The organism is Flavobacterium sp., assembly GCF_043780635.1.
GTDB lineage: Bacteria > Bacteroidota > Bacteroidia > Flavobacteriales > Flavobacteriaceae > Flavobacterium.
On sequence record NZ_JAYWCK010000144.1, the window covers coordinates 1 to 18,718 of the forward strand.

The following is an 18,718-nucleotide window of genomic DNA, read 5'->3' on the forward strand; positions in this document are numbered from 1 at the left end:
CCAAATTTTTTCTTCAATGCATTTCTAAATACATCTTCTAATATCGCCATAAGCGTTACACGATCAATAAGTTTATCGTCTTTAAACTCTGAAAATGAATCGATTAATGCTAAATTTTCCATGCCAAACTAATTAATTAAAATGTTACTGTAACAATTGCTTCTTTTATTTCTGTATAAGGTATTTCCTGTCTTTTTTGAACCGTTTCTTTTCCTTTTCCAATTTTTTTTGGCTCTCTAGCTTTCCACGACAAAATTATAAAATTATCATTAGCTTCAACTAATTCTGCTTCAATAGTTTCAGTAGCTAATTTGACTATTAATGTCCTGCCAACGTTTTTTTTGTATTGTCTCACGAATTTTAATGGCGATCCAACTCCTACCGAGGCTACTTCTAAAGAAAAATCCTGCTCTTCTCTGTCTAAATTATTCTCGATTACACGACTAATATCAATGCAATCCTGCAAAACCACACCATTATCGCCGTCTAAACTCACGATAATTTTAAAACTGTCGGTAATTGTCAAATCTACCAGAAAAACAGAAGGTTTCTCTAATAATCCCTCAATTAATAAACCGTTTACCTTTTCTTTAAATGTCATATTTTATAAAAAGAGGCACGCTATGCGTGCCTCATTATCTAGTTTTTTAATAAATAACTGTGCAAATATAGTGTTTTTTTTATAAATCAAAAATGATTGTTTTATGTTAATAAATTTTGTAAATTTAATCTCCCAAATATTACGTCCAGTTTTTCAAATAATTTAAATTTTTTTTAATTATGAAACGGATTTTAGTACCAGTTGACTTCTCTGAATATTCAGTTGAAGCTCTAAAAGTAGCGGCACAAATTGCCCGAAAAAACAATAGCGAACTCATTTTATTACATTTACTAGAACTGCCTCATCAAGCAAATGCCTTAATTGGAAGCGGCAGTAGCATTCCAGAAATTATGTTTTTTAAAAACAAAGCTATTGCCAAGCTCGAAGAATTAATGGATGCGGACTATTTAAAAGGAATAAATATCACTGAAGCAATTGAGTTTAAAAATGCATCTGAAGGCATTATAGACGCAAGTATAAAAAATGATGCCAATTTAATAGTAATGGGTTCTCATGGAACATCTGGATTTAAAGAATTACTTGTTGGTTCCAATACCGAAAAAGTTGTTCGCATATCTAACATTCCTGTTTTAGTTATTAAAAAAAAGGCAGAAGAATTTAAAGCAAGGAACTTTGTTTTTGCTTCAGATTTCTCAAAAGAAACTCGAAAACCATTCCGAAAAATAATCGAATTTGCAAAAATTTTTAATTCAAATTTATTTTTAGTAATGATTTGCACACCCAATAGTTTTAAACCAACCGCAACTGCCGAAAGGATTATGAGTGATTTCATTGCTAATTTTGACATCGAAAACTACTCTACCCATATATATAACGATACCAATATCGAAAAGGGAATTGTTAATTTTGCCAATAGTGTAGATGCAGATTTAATAGGAATGTGCACTCATGGCAGAACTGGACTAGCTCATTTTTTTAATGGAAGCATCGGAGAAAACTTAGTAAATCATGCTGCAAAACCTGTGATAACTTTCAAAATGTGATTTATGCACGAAGAAAACCTTATTAAATCAAGGCAAAACTATTTGCGTTTTTGCCCAAAATTCCTTTAAAAAACAATAAAAAAGTTTTCATATACAATTTGCATAAAAAAAACCTCTCAAATATTGAGGGGTTTTTTGTTGGTCTACAAGGACTATCCCCCTAACACCTCATCAGACTTCAAAAAGTCTCGTAACACCTATAAAATAAAGGATTTTAAAACACTATAAAAAAATAACACCTCAAAAAGTTTTGGAAAACATCATTAAATAGCATAGTTTTACTACGTGATTTACTACGTGATAAAATTATTACTATGAAACAACCTTCTCATTATTTCAATTTAGAAGCTCGAAAAGCTAAATCTGGAAAACAATTAATCCTCTTTAATCTATCATATGGTACAAAAAAAATTACCTCAAATTCAAACACTCCAAGATATGAACCTTTTAGAATATCAACTGAATGGAATATTAATAAGGAATATTGGATTGGCAAACCTACATACAGAGCAAATCAAACTTATGTTAAAAAATACGGCAAAGACCTAAACAATATTTTAGATAAAATCGAAAAGGTGTCTTACGACCAACTTTCATTTTTCAGAAACACATTTGACAAAGACCCAACTAACGAAGAGTTAAAACAATTAGTATTAGAAAAGCTCAATAGGATTCCAAAAAACAATGAAGATGTTAGCATAACCGAATACATAACCAAAAGTGTTAATACAAGAACCAACTCAGAAATAACCTCACAAAAAAGATGGTCAGAAGGAACGGGTAAACAATACACAAATTTAAAAAATCACATTGAAAGCTATGAAAACTCCAAAGGAACAAAGCTAAGCTTTGGCAAACTAACTGGAGAAATCTATATGGATTTTTTTAAAGAAATGAATGAAGCTAACAAAAAAACAACAGGAAAATATTATGCACACAATACTATTGCAAAAGAAAACAAACACTTTAGAGCATTACTAAATTGTGCTAATGAAGACGAAATTACAATCGGCTTTAACTATAACAAAAAAGAATACTATATCAAAAGGCGTGAAATCAAAAACGAGGTTTTTTTAACAACGGCTCAATTAACAACTATTATTAATACCGACACGCACCATTCAAAAGAATTCACACATGCAAGAAACTATCTTTTACTATCATCTTTTACAGGATTAAGAATTGGGGATATGGTTTTCTTACACGAAGTTAAACCTGAACAATTAATTCATAATTCAAAAAAATACGATTGTATAACAACACGAATAAGAAAATCTCAGGAGAATAAAGATGAATTAATAACAACAATACCGTTATTAGCTCCCATAAAAGAATATCTAAAACAAACCGACAATAAATTCCCCAAATTTCCTTCACAAACTAATATCCGAAAATATGTCAAAAAGCTTCTTACTCATTTAAAATTTGAAGATAAGTTTGAAGTAAAAAAACACTACTACACAATTGACAACGTAGTTATTGAAAATGAAAAGCTATGCGACATTTTTACTCCGCATGATTGCCGTAGCACATTCATATCAAACTTAAAAGAATTAGGAATACACGATGAAGATATTGAACCCATAACGCACCCAAAACACAAGTTTACTTCAATCGTGCAAGTTTATGACAAAACTGCAATGGTTGGCAAAGCAGTAAATTTAATAAATGCGTTGAAATCAAAAAAATCACCGCTTTTTAAATATTAAGAGAAATACTGCATTTCAATTATTTTTGTAATATTCTGGTCTCTTTTTCTTGTCATTTTCTTCCATTAAAGCTATAACTTTTTCTGTAACTGCACCTCTTGTTTTGTGCCAATAATCTTCCAAGGCTTGTTGTTGTTCATAGCTTAAATTTGCTTTTTCTTCAAGACTATCCCTAAAGTCAACCCAATTATTATTATAGCTAATACTGCAAGATTCATTTTTATATGTATTCGAAAGGTTTGAATCCTTCATGCATTCATAATATTCTTGAGCCCTATAATCTGCTATTTGTTTCCATTCTTCAAATGTTCGAAGATTATAATCTTTTGATAAGATACTTTCTATACTAGAGGAGCTTTCACTAATATCAGAAGTACTATTTTTGTTTAAAAGATTATTCATTTTTAAGAAGACAAAAGCCCCAAGTACTAAAATGCCAACTATTATGGCTATTTTATTCGTTTTAGGAGAAGATGAATCATTAGACGTTATTTTAACCATTTTCTACGATATTAAATTGATTACTATATTTTCCCGATGTTTTATCAAAATTCAAAGTCAATTTGTAATTTTTATGCAACTCTATTTCTTCAATATTATAAACAGTAGAGTTAATTCCACCAACTAGCAATTTCACCTTTATTTCAGAGTTTTGTATTGGGAAGCTAACTTCAAAGCCATTTTTAGTGGATTCGGTAAAGAGTAATTCATTGTTTATAAAGATTTTAGTTTTAGCATCAAATAATGACCAACTTCCTTTAAAACCTAATGTAAATTTCCCTTTTTTAGTTTGAACCATATTTTTTGGTTCATCAAATGAATTCTGCGGAGACTGGGTTTCAGTACTCGATTTCGATAGAATTTCATTTTTCATTTCAGAATATTCCTTTTCTGAAATTATTCCATCATCGAAAAGTGCTTTTAGTTTTTTTAAATTATCAAGTTTATCCATAGTATTTTAGGTCGATAGTTAATAGTAATATCATAGTTGAAATATCAAATAAGAGTATTGGCTTAATGCGTATTTGTTTTAATAATAATTTAATCTTAGAAATCCTTGTCAATAAAAACCGAAAAATGATTTGGCAAATCATACAAACGAAAATGAAAGTTGATTGACTATTAAATTTATTAGCTTGTGAAAAATCGAATTTCATGCATGATGACAACCCTCTTGTTAAACCGCATGAACGACATTCTGTTCCAAACAAAATCTTGTATTGGCACGAAAATCCGAATTGAAAAATCACAGCGAATAATGGATATAGCACCGCTAGAAACAGGAAAAATAAAAGAATTTTATTTGCCAATATATAAGTTTCAATAATGTCGAGATTTCTAGTGCTTAATCTCATGGTTTCCAAGTGAAGATTAAAATAATTGAAATGACATCTAGTGCTAAAGCTAAATAAGAAACAGTTTTGTCAAGTTTTGTTGCATCTACTCTACTTAAAATGAAAATTGAAAAACAAATTGACGACACCAAAAGAGTAGAGCTAAAAATAAGTAAACAAGGAGATATATTAGTAAGAAATAATGAAAATCCAGCACTTAAAGCACTTGATATAGACATTAAAGCATAATTAAACCCAGACCTTTCTGAATTCATTTCAGCTATTTCTTGAACCGAAAAAATCTTATTGCAAATCTTTATTTCGTCTTCGGTCATTTCAGAAGGAGCATAAATCTGTTTACTTCTAACAAATGGTTTTAATAACTTTAATTCGTTATTCGGAATGTCTTTTAAATTTAGATATTCTACATTCGGGGGATTAATTTTACTGTTATCATTATCGATAAATGATTTTAAAGATATTTTTTCTTTGCCTATCTTTTCTTCAATTGCCAATGATTTAGTTACTGATTGTTCATCGTTACTAATGTTTGAGCCATTTAATATTTCTGTTTTTAAACTTTCAAATTCATCATTTGTTATTGCTCCAGATTTATATAATTCTCCTAATTCATTTAATTTATCAATTTTATTTGCCATTTTTAATTTTGCTAAACATTATCAACAAGCCAATATGTGAAGGCAGAAAGTTCAGTATAAATAATACCGTCAATTGTTATTGGATTATTTTTAATAATGTTTAGAACACACTTTTCAATCAAATCCGCCTTTTGAACCCTTGTCATTGACCCAAACTGTTCTTTTGTAAAATAGTCATTTTCCATAATTGTATATTTTTAAAATTCAAAACAAATATATAAAAAATACTCTATATAAAGAGGTGTGTTATATAATGTTACATAATTTAAAGACATTTTATTGATTTGCCTTATAAATAGAGGCTACTTATGACCGATAAAAAACAAAAAGACGTTTTGCAAAACAATGATAATGAAGAATCTATTTACCTCAAAAAAATAGGCGAAAGATTAAAGTTTTTCAGAAAAAAGGCTGGATACACTAACTACGAATATTTTGCTTACGACCACAACATTAGCAGACCACAATATGGAAAATATGAAGCTGGAGCAAATATTCAATTAAATACGCTAATTAAAATTCTAAAAGCAATGAATGTATCTTTAGAAGAATTTTTCATCGGTTTTAATGAATTATAAACTACCTATCGTTCAGAAATAGGTCACGCTTTAAAATGTACAACCGTTTCTAAAAAATTTTTGTTACAAGAAACGTATTTATTTGCCACGCTATCTTTGTTAACGTATCAAAACCTCAACTGTATCAAAATAAATCTATAAAACATTAAAAATGATACAGATTATCGTATCTATAATAGTCTTTGATTTATTTTGAAACGTAAGAAAAACCTGGTATATTTGTTACATGGAAAAAGCTATCATTATCTCTCGTTGTTCAACAAATGAAAACCGTCAGGACGTAACCCGTCAATCACAGGAACTAACTACAAATTATGGAAATCAGTACAACATCGTCAAGGAGTTTACTTACTACAAAAGCGGAACGAAAAATGATGAGGTAAACGCTGAGATTTTGGATTATGCTATCAAAAATGGAGTAAAGCATATAATCGCTATCGAAATTTCTCGTATTTCCCGTAAAATTTCTTCTTTCGCATTGTTTTTGGAAAAATGCAACGAAAACAAAATCAATATTATTATCGATAACTTCAAACTTCATACCTTGTTGCCATCGGGTGAAATTAATGGGATGGTTCAAACCATGCTAAGCATCGCTTCTACATTTGCATCTTTGGAGCTATCAATGATTAAGGAACGCTTAAATTCTGGACGTGACAAATATATTCGTGATGGTGGTGTACTTGGTCGCAAGGTAGGTTCTGAGAAAGACCCAAAGAAATTAATAGCGGAACACGCTGACATCGTAAAGTTTATCAAGCAAGGGCAATCGGTTCGCAACACAATGAAATTAACAGGCAAAAGTAGCGGAACAGTTCAAAAAATAAAAAAATTAGTAGCATAAAAAAGGGTTGCAAAATCTGCAACCCAATTTTCTGAAACACTTCACGGACACCATCATTGTTAATGGCTATTTTGCTATAAAAAACACACTTTTTTAAAAATACCCTTAGAGCAACGACACAACTTTTTGTTGCAAAAAAGGAACAAAAAGGAACAATACTTTTCAGTAAAATTTCTAAAAAATTTTAAAAACACATCTTCATACGACTCTTTTCATCCCCACAAAAGGGCGGGGGGAAGGGCGGTAACAATAAGGGGATGGGGGGAGAGGTTAAAATCATTTATTGTCTATCTTCTATGTTATTACCATGTGTCTAATGACAAATAAATTTCGGGACGATATCTATACTTATAAATATCACTTTCCTTATAATGGTCACTACCTTTAACGTTCCAAACCTCATCAAGATGCAAGTTGCAATATCGGTAATGTACCCCAATACCACATAATATTTTCCATTCGGAATGGTTACTTCTCAAAAATTCATACACTTCCTTCGTCAGGTTATTATTAACCGCTAAATATCTTTCATAATTGTATGGTTGTAACGGACTAGATTCTATGTTAAAATCTCTTCTAAATTTATCTGGGTCAAATTTTTGTTTATTCATTTTTTTTAATTTTTTAGTGTTTTTATTTTATTATTGTCTTTTGTAATATATTTTTTCCAACCAGCCAAATCAAAAATCCCAGTTTGGCAATAACTCACCTGTGAAAAGCCTAATCTTATACACTGCATTAACTTTTTCTTATTGCTACACTTAACATAACAATGGATGTGGTTTTGGTTATTAGCCTTTTTCTTCTCAATAACGTAGTTAATCTCTGTTGTTCTATCAGCCATTTGTTCTATAACAAACTTCATTACTACATCTATTTCCAATTCTGAATAGCTATAACAAGGGTCTACACTCAAAGCATAGTATTTGTCATTTCTTATTCTTTGAGGTTTAAAACGACCCAAAAGCAAGTTGTGAATCATCCACATATTATTACTGTCTCGATGAAGTAGTTCCTTCCCTACTTCATCCTCTAATCTTTTGATTATTCTTCTTACATTTCTTGTTGATTGTGATGTAAGTTGACTAACCTCTTTTACATTTTTGTACTCATTTTGAATCATTTTGTTATCTTGTTAATACTACTAATCTATTAGGCACTGTACTTAAGTCCTTTAAAAATAGATTACTTATTTATATTAAATATCACGGATTTTAGAAAAAGTCCGTTTGGACATAAAATATTTTTTTTCAATCTATCCAAAACCAGAAAGATTTAGAAATAGTAATTGAAAAACAAGGCAAAACATAACAATAAGCTATGTATTGCCATTTGGGTTTAAAGATAAAATCTTTATTTTTTGATTTGAAGACGTGATAGAGAAGCCAAAACGTTTTTTAGTTGATAACGTTTTCTATTGCTGATTCTGAAATCAACGGTAATGCTTCCACTCGCTTCCATCTTTAGTAATGTGTTTTCGCAAATAGATAACATTGCCATCACATCCCTAGATGTAAGAATTTCCTTTGTCATTGAAAGGATGAAGTATTGAATCGGAGTTTTTTTTATGGCTCTAAGACCTGATGAAAATATTGTGAATCGATATAACTACCTAAAAATCGATTATTTCCACCTCTTACAAATATACGAAGGAAGCAAGGTGAAGTCAAGTAGAATCAGTAATATCTCGATTATAAAATTACTACGTGATTTACTACGCACTAAAAAAGAAAACCCCGTAAACGTTAATGTTTACGAGGTTTTTAAAAAATACCAGTTGGTCTACCAGGACTCGAACCTGGAAAGACTGCACCAAAAACAGTTGTGTTACCATTACACCATAGACCAATTCCATTGCTGTTAAGCGAGTGCAAATTTAATATAAATTTTAGTTTCTACAAATTTTTATTCCTTTTTATCAAAAAACTTTTCCTCTACTCAAATCGTTTGTATAAAATTTTTATCAGTTGCATCGCCGTTTATAGTTTTACTAATCAGTTTAAACGTAAATAAATCCTTGAGGTAGATACATATAGCCGATGTCAACTACATCAATATAGGATTCTCAAGTTAGAAGTCTAATTTGCTTTTGAGCATTTATTTACAGTACGTTTAAGCATTTGTTTGAAAAACTCACTCATGTCTTATCCTGACTTAATCGCCTCGAAAAATTAATGGTCATTTGACAATAATTCTTTTTCATAATACTATGTGAATTTTAGAATTAAAAAAAATGAGGTTTTTAAAACCCCATTTTTTTTAATTTACACAGTTTATCGGATAGTACCAGATAAATATTAATCCTTTTTAGTAAAAGTACGCATATAGTTAACTATGTCCCATCGCTGATCATTTGTTAAGTCTTTTAATGGCATAGGTCTTCTGCCTTCTGATATTTTCCAAAATAATTCACCGTCTGTTTGTTTTTGGATTGCATCAGAACCTAAATCCGTTACTTTTTTTTGAACTTTCCCTGCCTTCAAACCATCTCCTTTGCCCTCTTTTCCATGGCATTGAACACAATCTCGCTGATAAGAATTTTTTCCTCTTTCAAGCGAAGAGGCATCTGCAGGAAATGGATTTTTCATATTCATAGCCGTTTTGGGAACATTCCAAGGTGCCTTATGTTGGGCAGAAGCAATTGACGCAAACATCAATGCAATTACAATGAATGCTAATTTTGTAACGATTTGTTTTTGAGCATTGTTTTTCATGATATTGATTTTTTAACAAAATTGATTACTAACAAAAATTGATTAAAAAAAAACGGAGAATTACACAAACGATTTTTAAAAATCATACACAAATTTACGCAATTTCTTAGATTGCGGCATCATAAAAAAGCACTTTTTTATCTATTTATTGTAAGATTTTTGGGTAAATAACTTATTTTGATGCGCAAATAAAAAGAGGATAAAAAGTTGTTAATTAGCAACTTATAAAAAATAACATTTAAAAGCAATAATTATTATGAAACCGATTCAAAATTTTAAATTATGCATCAAAAACAACCTCTTTAAAAGCAATTTAAACGAGGTCATTTTTTTGTTTAGAAGGTCACTTTAACTAATTTTTAATCTCTTTTTATTAAAAAAATTATTGGTTATGTGTCACTCAAAAGAGTTTGAAAAACAAACTTTTGTTAAACCACTTCAGTTTTTTAGAAATTATTGTTAATGCTCGTGTCGTTACATAAAAAAACATTTTCTTTGTATCTCAAAAAAACTAAATACTTAGTATATTAATATGGCTACATTCAATTTCAATAAATGGAATACGATTACGGGTTGGTGCGCATTTGCAATCGCATTAATAACATATACACTCACGGTTGAACCTACAATGAGTTTTTGGGATTGTGGCGAATATATTGCCACTTCGGCAAAACTTCAAGTCGGACACCCTCCAGGAGCGCCATTGTTTCAAATGATTGGTGCTTTTTTCGCAATGTTTGCAATGGATGACAAACATATTGCTGTGATGGTAAACATGATGTCAGTTTTTTCGAGTGCGTTTACCATTTTATTTATGTTTTGGTCATCATCGATGATTTTGAAAAAAATAATTTCACAGTATTCTGAAATAAATAAAAATAATTCTATTGTAATTCTTGGCAGTTCTTTTGTGGGTGCTTTGGCTTATACTTTTTCAGATAGTTTCTGGGCAAGCGCTGTTGAAGCCGAAGTATACGCAATGGCTTCCTTATTTATAGCTTTGCTTTTTTGGTTGGGTTTACGCTGGGAACAAGATATGGATTCGCCAAGAGGTAATAAATGGTTGTTAATTATTTCATTAGTAGTTGGGCTTACATTTGGTGTCCATTTTATGGCATTGTTAGCCATACCTGCAATTGGTTTCCTTTATTTTTTCAAACATTTTAAAGAGGTTACAGTTAAAAATTTCATTATCGCCAATGTTGTCGTTGTTGCCATTTTGTTGTTTATTTTCAAACTACTGTTGCCTTTGACGATGGCTTTCTTTGGTAAAACCGAAGTTTTTATGGTCAACAGTTTAGGATTGCCTTTTGACTCGGGGACTATTTTTGTCGTTTTACTTCTAATTGCGTTCTTTTATTTTGGACTAAAATACACCCACAATAAAGGTTATATACATTTGAATACACTAATTTTATGTATTTTATTCATCTTAATAGGTTTTTCAACTTGGATGATGCTGCCTATTCGCGCCAATGCAAATACAGTAATTAACGAGAACAAACCTTCGGATGCTCGCGAGGTTTTGGCTTATTATAACAGAGAACAATACGGCTCAAATCCATTGTTTTACGGCCCGCAATACACAGAAACTTTTGCCGGTTTAGACGAAAAAAATCCTTATTTAGACAAAGCTCCTAACTACGAAAGGGATTATAAAACTGGGAAATATGTTATCGTAAATAATTTCAAAAATGCCGAACAAAATAGTGATGATGCCCAAAAAACTATTTTGCCTCGATTGTGGAGCAGCGAAAACATTGAGAATTACATCAACTTTACAAATCCACCACAGTTTAGAATAAATCCTAACTATGCGTATGAAGAGGATTTGCCAAAATACGGAATTGATCCAAGCACGTTATCCGAAGAAGATTTAAATAAAGCTGTTGCACAATTGAGGAATGAAACAGAAAAAACTGTGACCGAATTCAGAAAAGCCTATGCCCAAAAACAAATTGACAATGAAGGCTATGTAAAATTCTTAAAAAGTTATGGCGATTATTTAATTGTAGATAAACCCACAACTATTGATAACTTGAGCTTTATGGTTGAATACCAATTTGGCTATATGTATTTCAGGTATTTAATGTGGAATTTTGTAGGACGCCAGAACGATGTTCAAGGAAGATATGACTATCAAGACGGAAACTGGCTAAGCGGCATTCCATTTATAGACGAATTGCATTTAGGTTCTCAACAAAACTTACCTTCGGATGTGTTGAATAACAAGGGACGAAATGTATATTTCTTTTTACCTCTTATTTTAGGACTCATTGGTATAATGTATCACGCGAACAGAGATCGAAAAAGCTTTTATGTACTATTAGTTCTCTTCCTATTTTTGGGAATTGCGCTGAAAATTTACCTCAACGAAAGACCTTTCGAACCTAGAGAAAGAGATTATGCTTTGGTAGGTTCATTTTATGTATTTGCCATTTGGATAGGCTTTGGAGTATATTCATTGTATGAAAGTATACAAAAACACTTGGCACCAAAAATAGCTGGGCCCATAATTATTGCAGCAAGTTTACTTGCAGTTCCTGTTCTAATGGCTTGCCAAAACTGGGATGATCACGATCGTTCAGGTAAATATACTGCAACAGCTTTGGCGAAATCCTATTTAAATTCCTGTGATCCAAATGCTATATTATTTACCATTGGTGATAATGATACATTCCCACTTTGGTATGCCCAAGAAATCGAGCATGTAAGGACAGATGTCAAAATTGTAAATACAAGTCTTTTTATGACTGACTGGTATATTGACCAAATGAAAACCAAAACTTACGAATCAAATCCATTGCCTGTTTCATTTACTCACGATGAATATGTGGGCGACAAACTGGATTATGTAGCACATATTCAAAAAGTAGACAGCCGTTGGGATATTAAAGATTTTATCAATTTTATTAAAAATCCAAAATCTACTGTTGAAATGCAAAATGGACAAACCATTCATTTTTATCCAACAAACAAAATCAGAATTCCTATTGACAAAAACAGCATTATCCAGAACAAAGTAGTTGCTGCAAAATTCAACGACTCCATTGTGCCATATATAGACATTGACATCAAAGGAAATGCAATATATAAAAACAGGTTAATGATGCTTGATATTGTAGCTAACAACAATTGGAAAAGACCTATTTATTTTAGCCCAGGTGCATTTGAAGATGAAGATTATTTGTGGATGAAAAACTACCTTCAATTAGAAGGAATGATTTATAAATTAGTCCCAATAAAAACAAAGGTCGAAAAAGATTCAAACCCTATGGATATGGGAGATATTGATGCCGATAAAATGTATTCTATTGTTATGAAATGGGATTGGGGAAATAGTGATGGAAACATTTATCACGATCCTGAAACAAGAAAAAACAGCATTTCTTATCGTTCAGTTCTGTCAAGATTAATGGATAAGTTGATTGCAGAAGGCAAAATGGACAAAGCTAAAAACGTAATTAACTTAGCTGTTACAAAAATGCCTTTGGAAAAATTTGGTTATTATTCTATGGTTGAGCCTTTTGCCAAAGGATATTATCAAGTGGGCGAAGCTGCAAAAGCCCGTCAGATTCTAGATAAACTAATAATAAAATACAAAGAAAACCTAAATTATTATGGCACATTAAGTTCGGCAGAACAAATGGATATTGCTATTGATATCATAACCGATATTGAGCGTTATAGAAGTTTATTGCAAGTAATGAAGGAAAGTGGTGATATTCAGTTTTACAACAAAAACAGACCGGCTTTTAATACCTATATTAAAATGTTTGCTCGTTTTGAACGTGATAGAGAATAATAAATTTTAAAAATATGAAACTTAATAAATGTAGCGCTGTTGAAAAATGCCGCTACATTTTTTTCTTTTTAATAAAAATATTAAAGATGAAGTTCTATTGGATAAAGACAAACCTTCTTATTAAAAAACTATTCAGCAAGTATGTTTGGGACATCCCTAATACAGAAAACAAAATCTATCTGACTTTTGACGATGGTCCAACTCCAGAAATCACTGAATGGGTTCTCCAAGAGTTACAAAAATACAATGCGAAGGCCTCTTTTTTTTGCATTGGAAATAACATTGAAAAATACCCTGAGATTTTTTCAAAAGTGATTACTGAAGGTCATTCTATAGGAAATCATACTTTTAATCATATGAATGGTTGGAAAACTTCAACTGAAGAATATATCAAGAATACTAAACTCTGTGAGAGTGAAATCTGCAAACTCCAAACTCCAAACTGCAAACTCTTTCGTCCGCCATATGGAAAAATAAAAGCATTGCAATCCAAAAAACTGCGACAATTAGGATACAAAATAATTATGTGGGACGTTTTAAGTGCTGATTACGACACTTCCATTTCTAAAGAAAAATGTTTAAAAAATGTATCAAATAATGTAACAGCAGGAAGCGTAATTGTTTTTCACGACAGTGTAAAAGCATTCACTAATTTGGAATATACTTTACCAAAAGCCTTGAAAATTTTAAGTGAAAGGGGATTTTTGTTCGAAAAAATCGATTAAAGATACTCTTGAACCAGGCCAATTATAGTATTAGCATCTAATTCTCCAGATTGTCTCCAGATCATTTGACCTTGTTTGTATATCATCAAAGTAGGAAGACCTTTGATACGCAAAGCATCAGCCAGTTCCTGATTTTTATCAACATCAATTTTTATTACTTTTGCCTTATCGCCCAAAGCTGCCGCAACATCTCTTATTACTGGATGCATCGAAACTGATGATTCGTTCCAATCTGTGTAAAAATCAATCAACACTGGTACTTGCGTGCTTATAAGTTCTCCAAATTTTGACATAAAAACAACGAATTTAATTTTCTAAATCTATTGAAAAGAGATATTTATTTTACAAATGTAGCATTTTAAACGAATTAAGCCACATTCTTGCCTTTTTTTAGTTCGATAACCGTAATTTCCGGCATAATTCCAACTCTGCCTGAATAAGCATGAAAACCAAATCCTCTATTTACATATATATATCTTCCGACGTTTTCATACAAACCAGCCCAATGTTTATAAACATATTGAATAGGACTCCATTTAATCACTCCTGGAATTTCTATACCAAACTGAAATCCGTGAGTGTGACCTGAAAGCGTAAGTTGAAAATGTTTTGGATGATTTTGTACTTCAATATCCCAATGACTTGGATCGTGACTCATCAGAATTTTAAAATCATTTTTTGTCAAATTGGCAGAAGCTAAATTAATATCCCCTACTTTCTTGAAATTAGTACCCCAATTCTCGACTCCAATCAAAGCTATTTTGTCAGTTCCTTTTTCGATAAAAGTATGCTCATTCAGCATTAATTTGAAATCTATTTGTCCATATAAATTCTTGATAGCTTGAAAATTATCTTCTTTGGCAGCTTCTGACGGCCAAGTCACATACTCTCCATAATCATGATTCCCCAAAACTGAATATTTACCATACTCGTGTTTTTTGATTCTTTTGAAAGTATCAATCCAAGGATGCATTTCTTTGGCATCGGTATTTACAATATCACCGGTAAAGAGAATCATGTCAGAGTTTTGTTCGTTAACCAAGTCAATCGCGTAATTGATTTTTTCAGGATTATCAAAGCTTCCGCTATGAACATCGGATATTTGCGTAATGGTAAAACCATCAAAAGCATCCGGCAAATCAGGAAAAAATATACGCTGTTTGATTACCCGATAGTTATATTTCCCAATTGTTACTCCATATATTAAGGACAAAAACGGAACTGCTGCTATTCCTAATCCTATCTGGCTGACAAATTTTCGTCTTGAAGCAAGAAAATTAAGACTGTCATTATAATTTGAAAAATAATTTACAGAGCCAACACCAATTCGGAAAATGTCTTCTCCAAACAGTACTAAAGTCAAAATAATTTTGGGAAGATATATAAGAAGAACTAAACCCATCGTACGCATCGTTTGACTTGTTTGTCCTACCGAACGATCAAATTGCGTGAATGAATAAATAATAAATGCCAAAATTGTTGCACTTACTACTAGATAAGAAACTAAAATAAATCTCGTCTTTATTAATGTTTTAATTGCCTGAAAAGCATAGAATTCGATAATAACAAGAACAAGACACAATACTAATATGCGTATAATCATTAGAATATAAATTTTGTGCAAAATAACAAATTAATTAAGTGAAACGAATTTTAATTAATTGAAATTTAACTAAAATCATACCAAAAATATTTCAAGCGACACTTTTACAATAAGGTTAACAAATTAGATATTGACCTGCTGTTTCAAAAAATACCGAAGTCATTTCAATTGGAACTACGGTAAAAAACATTCAGGAAAGTTACAAACTTTCGTTACTTTTACGCTTTCAAAATTAATTTCTTATGTCACAAAAACGTCTTTTCCTTCTCGATGCATACGCACTAATCTTCCGCGGTTATTTTGCTTTTATAAAAAATCCAAGGATCAATTCTAAAGGAATGGACACTTCAGCCATTATGGGTTTTATGAATGCTTTGATGGATGTTATCAAACGTGAAAAACCAGATCATTTAGCTGTAGCTTTCGACAAAGGCGGAAGTGATTATCGATATGAAATGTATCAAGAATACAAAGCTCATCGCGATGCAACGCCCGAAGCCATAAAAATTGCCGTTCCATACATTCAAGAATTATTGAAGGCAATGCACATTCCTATTATTGAAGTAGCTGGATTTGAAGCCGATGATTTAATAGGAACTTTAGCCAAACAAGCCGAAAAAGAGGATTACAAGGTATTTATGGTTACTCCTGACAAGGATTTTGCCCAATTGGTATCCGAAAATATTTTTATGTACAAACCGGCACGAATGGGGAACGACATTGAAATTTGGGGAATTCCTGAAGTTTTGGCGAAATTCGAAATTGAAAGACCTGAACAAGTGATTGATTTTCTGGGAATGATGGGTGATTCTGCCGATAATATTCCTGGTTTTCCGGGTGTTGGAGAAGTTACTGCCAAAAAACTCTTGAAAGAATTTGGCTCCATGGAAAACCTTTTAGAAAACACAGATAAACTAAAAGGTGCTTTAAAAGACAAGATAGAAAACAATAAGGAATTAGGTGTTTTATCCAAAAAATTAGCTCGAATACTTTTAGACTGCCCTGTAACTTTTAACGCCACCGATTATGAACTTTCTAAACCAGACGTAGAAAAAACAGATGCTTTATTTCAAGAATTAGAATTTCGTCAGATGAAAGCGCAGTTTGACAAATATTTTGGAACTGGAAAAGAATACGATGAAATAGACACCAATGGTAATGGAACTCCAAGCGAGACATCACAACCAATCAAAAAAGTTTTTACCAAAAAAACCAACGAAGATCAATTTGATTTATTTGGTTTTTCAGACGAAGAAAGTGGCGAAGTAAAATCGAATTCGCATTATGCAACATTAGAAAATACCGAACATTTTTACCAAAGTATTCAAGGAGATTTTGCAGTGAAATTGCTGATGCAAAACTTGATGAATCAATCTTCGGTTTGTTTTGACACCGAAACAACAGGAATTGACGCCTTGAATGCCGAACTCGTTGGAATGTCATTTTCTTTCGAAAAAGGAAAAGCTTTTTACGTTCCGTTTCCAGAAAATCAAGACGAAGCACAAGTTTTGGTCGATAAATTTAAACCGTTTTTCGAAAGTGAAACAATCGAAAAAATTGGTCAAAACATCAAATACGATTTGAAAATTTTGTCGCATTATGGCGTTCAAATCAAAGGAAAACTATTCGATACGATGATTGCGCATTATTTGATTAATCCCGATATGCGTCATAATATGGATGTTTTAAGTGAAACTTATTTAAAGTATTCTCCAAAATCCATCGAAGATTTAATTGGCAAAAAAGGTAAGAATCAAAAATCGATGCGGGATATTGCATTGGAAGAAATCAAAGAATACGCCGCAGAAGATGCCGATATTACCTATCAATTAAAACAAAACTTCAGTCCGATTCTCGACAAAGCCGAAACCAAAAAATTATTTGATGAAATCGAAATTCCATTGATTCCGGTTTTGGCAGCAATGGAATTGGAAGGAATTAATCTCGATGTTCCTTTCTTGAAATCAATGTCGGTTGAAATGGCAGTCGAAAGCAAAGCTTTGGAGCAAAAAATCTATGAAACTGCTGGCGAGAAATTCAATTTGGCTTCACCAAAGCAACTTGGCGATATTTTATTTGACAAATTAAAAATTGGCGGAGCGAAACAAAAGAAAACCAAAACGGGTCAATACGCCACTGGCGAAGAAATATTAAGTTATTTAGAAAAAGACAATCCAATAGTAAAAGATATTCTCGAATGGCGACAAATGGTGAAACTGCAAAGTACTTATATTGATGCATTACCAAACCAAGTTGACGAAAAAACGGGACGTGTTCATACTGATTATATGCAAACTGTTGCTGCAACTGGTCGTTTAAGTTCCAATAATCCCAATTTGCAAAACATTCCGATTCGTACCGAAAGAGGACGATTGATTCGAAAAGCATTTATTGCCCGTGATGAAAATTACACTTTGGTTTCTGCGGATTATTCCCAAATAGAATTGCGAATTATTGCTGCCTTGTCTGGCGAAGAAAATATGATCAAAGCCTTCAAAAACCACGAAGACATTCACCGAAGTACAGCTGCAAAAGTATTCAATGTTCCTTTGGAAGAAGTAACCAAAGAACAACGTAGCAATGCCAAAACCGTGAATTTCGGAATCATATATGGTGTTTCGGCCTTTGGATTAAGTAATCAAACTTCACTTTCGCGAAAAGAAAGTGCTGAGTTGATTGACGCCTATTATTCAACTTATCCAAAACTAAAATCCTATATGGCAAATCAAGTGGATTTTGCTAGAGAAAATGGTTATGTACAAACGGTTTTAGGAAGAAGACGTTATTTGAAAGACATTAATTCTGCCAATATGATGGTCAAAAGTGGTGCGGAACGAAATGCCGTAAACGCTCCAATTCAAGGTTCTGCCGCTGATATCATCAAAATTGCAATGATTAACATTCATAAGAAATTAACTTCAGAAAACTGGAAATCGAAAATGTTGTTGCAAGTACACGATGAGCTTGTGTTTGACGTTCACAACTCGGAATTGGAAAAAATTCAACCAATGATTAAACACGAAATGGAGAATGCTTTTATAATGGATGTTCCGCTAGATGTAGAAATTGGTTTGGGGAAAAATTGGTTGGAAGCTCATTAATTTTAGTTGTAGTGATCAGTTTTAAATTAATGAATTTAATA

The 18,718-nt window shown here is 31.8% G+C and carries 18 protein-coding genes, 1 tRNA gene and 1 pseudogene; 7 read left to right on the forward strand and 13 right to left on the reverse strand.

Features of this window, described 5'->3' with window-relative positions:
• Both ACH2BV_RS12955 and rimP read right to left on the reverse strand, forming a co-directional pair.
• Positions 1-122: pseudogene (locus ACH2BV_RS12955) on the reverse strand (transcription termination/antitermination protein NusA); the annotation flags it as partial.
• A 14-nt stretch (positions 123-136) separates the two neighbouring features.
• The gene (gene rimP, locus ACH2BV_RS12960; protein WP_395051154.1) at positions 137-601 is read right to left on the reverse strand and encodes a ribosome assembly cofactor RimP; all 465 of its coding nucleotides are present in this window, start codon (positions 599-601) and stop codon (positions 137-139) included.
• Between the two features lie 179 nt (positions 602-780).
• On the opposite strand from rimP, the gene ACH2BV_RS12965 reads away from it, so the two are divergent.
• Together ACH2BV_RS12965 and ACH2BV_RS12970 are read left to right on the forward strand one after the other, a co-directional pair.
• A complete protein-coding gene (locus tag ACH2BV_RS12965) occupies positions 781-1,605 on the forward strand; it encodes a universal stress protein (protein ID WP_395051155.1) in 825 nt (274 codons plus the stop codon).
• Positions 1,606-1,919: 314 nt separating this feature from the next.
• Complete coding sequence (locus tag ACH2BV_RS12970) at positions 1,920-3,314, forward strand: phage integrase SAM-like domain-containing protein (RefSeq protein ID WP_395051156.1); 1,395 nt, start codon at positions 1,920-1,922, stop codon at positions 3,312-3,314.
• 15 nt (positions 3,315-3,329) lie between these two features.
• On the opposite strand, the gene ACH2BV_RS12975 is transcribed toward ACH2BV_RS12970, so the two are convergent.
• From ACH2BV_RS12975 to ACH2BV_RS12995, 5 genes are read right to left on the reverse strand one after another with little or no spacing between them, the layout of a single operon-like run.
• On the reverse strand, positions 3,330-3,815 hold the full coding sequence (locus ACH2BV_RS12975) for a hypothetical protein (protein WP_395051158.1): 486 nt from the start codon (positions 3,813-3,815) through the stop codon (positions 3,330-3,332).
• Positions 3,808-4,266: an SHOCT domain-containing protein gene (locus tag ACH2BV_RS12980; protein ID WP_395051160.1), complete on the reverse strand. Its 459-nt coding sequence runs from the start codon at positions 4,264-4,266 to the stop codon at positions 3,808-3,810. Before ACH2BV_RS12980 ends, ACH2BV_RS12975 begins: the two co-directional genes overlap by 8 nt.
• Complete coding sequence (locus ACH2BV_RS12985) at positions 4,259-4,669, reverse strand: DUF2752 domain-containing protein (RefSeq protein WP_395051161.1); 411 nt, start codon at positions 4,667-4,669, stop codon at positions 4,259-4,261. Before ACH2BV_RS12985 ends, ACH2BV_RS12980 begins: the two co-directional genes overlap by 8 nt.
• Complete coding sequence (locus ACH2BV_RS12990) at positions 4,666-5,307, reverse strand: SHOCT domain-containing protein (RefSeq protein ID WP_395051162.1); 642 nt, start codon at positions 5,305-5,307, stop codon at positions 4,666-4,668. The genes ACH2BV_RS12985 and ACH2BV_RS12990 overlap by 4 nt, the downstream gene beginning before the upstream one ends.
• Positions 5,308-5,318: 11 nt before the next feature.
• Complete coding sequence (locus tag ACH2BV_RS12995; RefSeq protein ID WP_395051163.1) at positions 5,319-5,492, reverse strand: hypothetical protein; 174 nt, start codon at positions 5,490-5,492, stop codon at positions 5,319-5,321.
• Positions 5,493-5,615: 123 nt separating this feature from the next.
• Between ACH2BV_RS12995 and ACH2BV_RS13000 the strand changes: the two genes are divergently transcribed.
• Together ACH2BV_RS13000 and ACH2BV_RS13005 are read left to right on the forward strand one after the other, a co-directional pair.
• Entirely contained in the window at positions 5,616-5,885 is a 270-nt protein-coding gene (locus tag ACH2BV_RS13000; RefSeq protein ID WP_395051164.1) for a helix-turn-helix domain-containing protein, read from the forward strand.
• Between the two features lie 226 nt (positions 5,886-6,111).
• Entirely contained in the window at positions 6,112-6,729 is a 618-nt protein-coding gene (locus ACH2BV_RS13005; RefSeq protein ID WP_395051165.1) for a recombinase family protein, read from the forward strand.
• A gap of 302 nt (positions 6,730-7,031) precedes the next feature.
• Here ACH2BV_RS13005 and ACH2BV_RS13010 read toward each other — a convergent pair whose 3' ends face one another.
• The 4 genes from ACH2BV_RS13010 to ACH2BV_RS13025 all read right to left on the reverse strand — a co-directional run bounded on the left by ACH2BV_RS13010 (position 7,032) and on the right by ACH2BV_RS13025 (position 9,443).
• On the reverse strand, positions 7,032-7,340 hold the full coding sequence (locus ACH2BV_RS13010; protein WP_395051166.1) for a hypothetical protein: 309 nt from the start codon (positions 7,338-7,340) through the stop codon (positions 7,032-7,034).
• Between the two features lie 5 nt (positions 7,341-7,345).
• Positions 7,346-7,852, reverse strand: a complete 507-nt coding sequence (locus tag ACH2BV_RS13015) for a hypothetical protein (protein WP_395051167.1) — start codon at positions 7,850-7,852, stop codon at positions 7,346-7,348.
• A gap of 654 nt (positions 7,853-8,506) precedes the next feature.
• A tRNA-Gln gene (locus ACH2BV_RS13020) sits at positions 8,507-8,577 on the reverse strand.
• Between the two features lie 449 nt (positions 8,578-9,026).
• Entirely contained in the window at positions 9,027-9,443 is a 417-nt protein-coding gene (locus tag ACH2BV_RS13025; RefSeq protein ID WP_395051168.1) for a c-type cytochrome, read from the reverse strand.
• A 532-nt stretch (positions 9,444-9,975) separates the two neighbouring features.
• Between ACH2BV_RS13025 and ACH2BV_RS13030 the strand changes: the two genes are divergently transcribed.
• Together ACH2BV_RS13030 and ACH2BV_RS13035 are read left to right on the forward strand one after the other, a co-directional pair.
• Positions 9,976-13,248, forward strand: a complete 3,273-nt coding sequence (locus tag ACH2BV_RS13030; protein ID WP_395051169.1) for a DUF2723 domain-containing protein — start codon at positions 9,976-9,978, stop codon at positions 13,246-13,248.
• An 86-nt stretch (positions 13,249-13,334) separates the two neighbouring features.
• Positions 13,335-13,973, forward strand: coding sequence for a polysaccharide deacetylase family protein (locus tag ACH2BV_RS13035; RefSeq protein ID WP_395051170.1), 639 nt, complete (start codon positions 13,335-13,337; stop codon positions 13,971-13,973).
• Here the strand turns inward: ACH2BV_RS13035 and ACH2BV_RS13040 are convergent.
• The gene (locus ACH2BV_RS13040; protein ID WP_395051172.1) at positions 13,970-14,266 is read right to left on the reverse strand and encodes a thioredoxin family protein; all 297 of its coding nucleotides are present in this window, start codon (positions 14,264-14,266) and stop codon (positions 13,970-13,972) included. The two genes, ACH2BV_RS13035 and ACH2BV_RS13040, sit on opposite strands and share 4 nt — an antisense overlap.
• Positions 14,267-14,340: 74 nt before the next feature.
• Positions 14,341-15,576: a metallophosphoesterase gene (locus tag ACH2BV_RS13045; RefSeq protein WP_395051173.1), complete on the reverse strand. Its 1,236-nt coding sequence runs from the start codon at positions 15,574-15,576 to the stop codon at positions 14,341-14,343.
• 242 nt (positions 15,577-15,818) lie between these two features.
• On the opposite strand from ACH2BV_RS13045, the gene polA reads away from it, so the two are divergent.
• Positions 15,819-18,677, forward strand: a complete 2,859-nt coding sequence (gene polA / locus ACH2BV_RS13050) for a DNA polymerase I (RefSeq protein WP_395051175.1) — start codon at positions 15,819-15,821, stop codon at positions 18,675-18,677.
• The last annotated feature ends 41 nt before the right edge of the window (positions 18,678-18,718 follow it).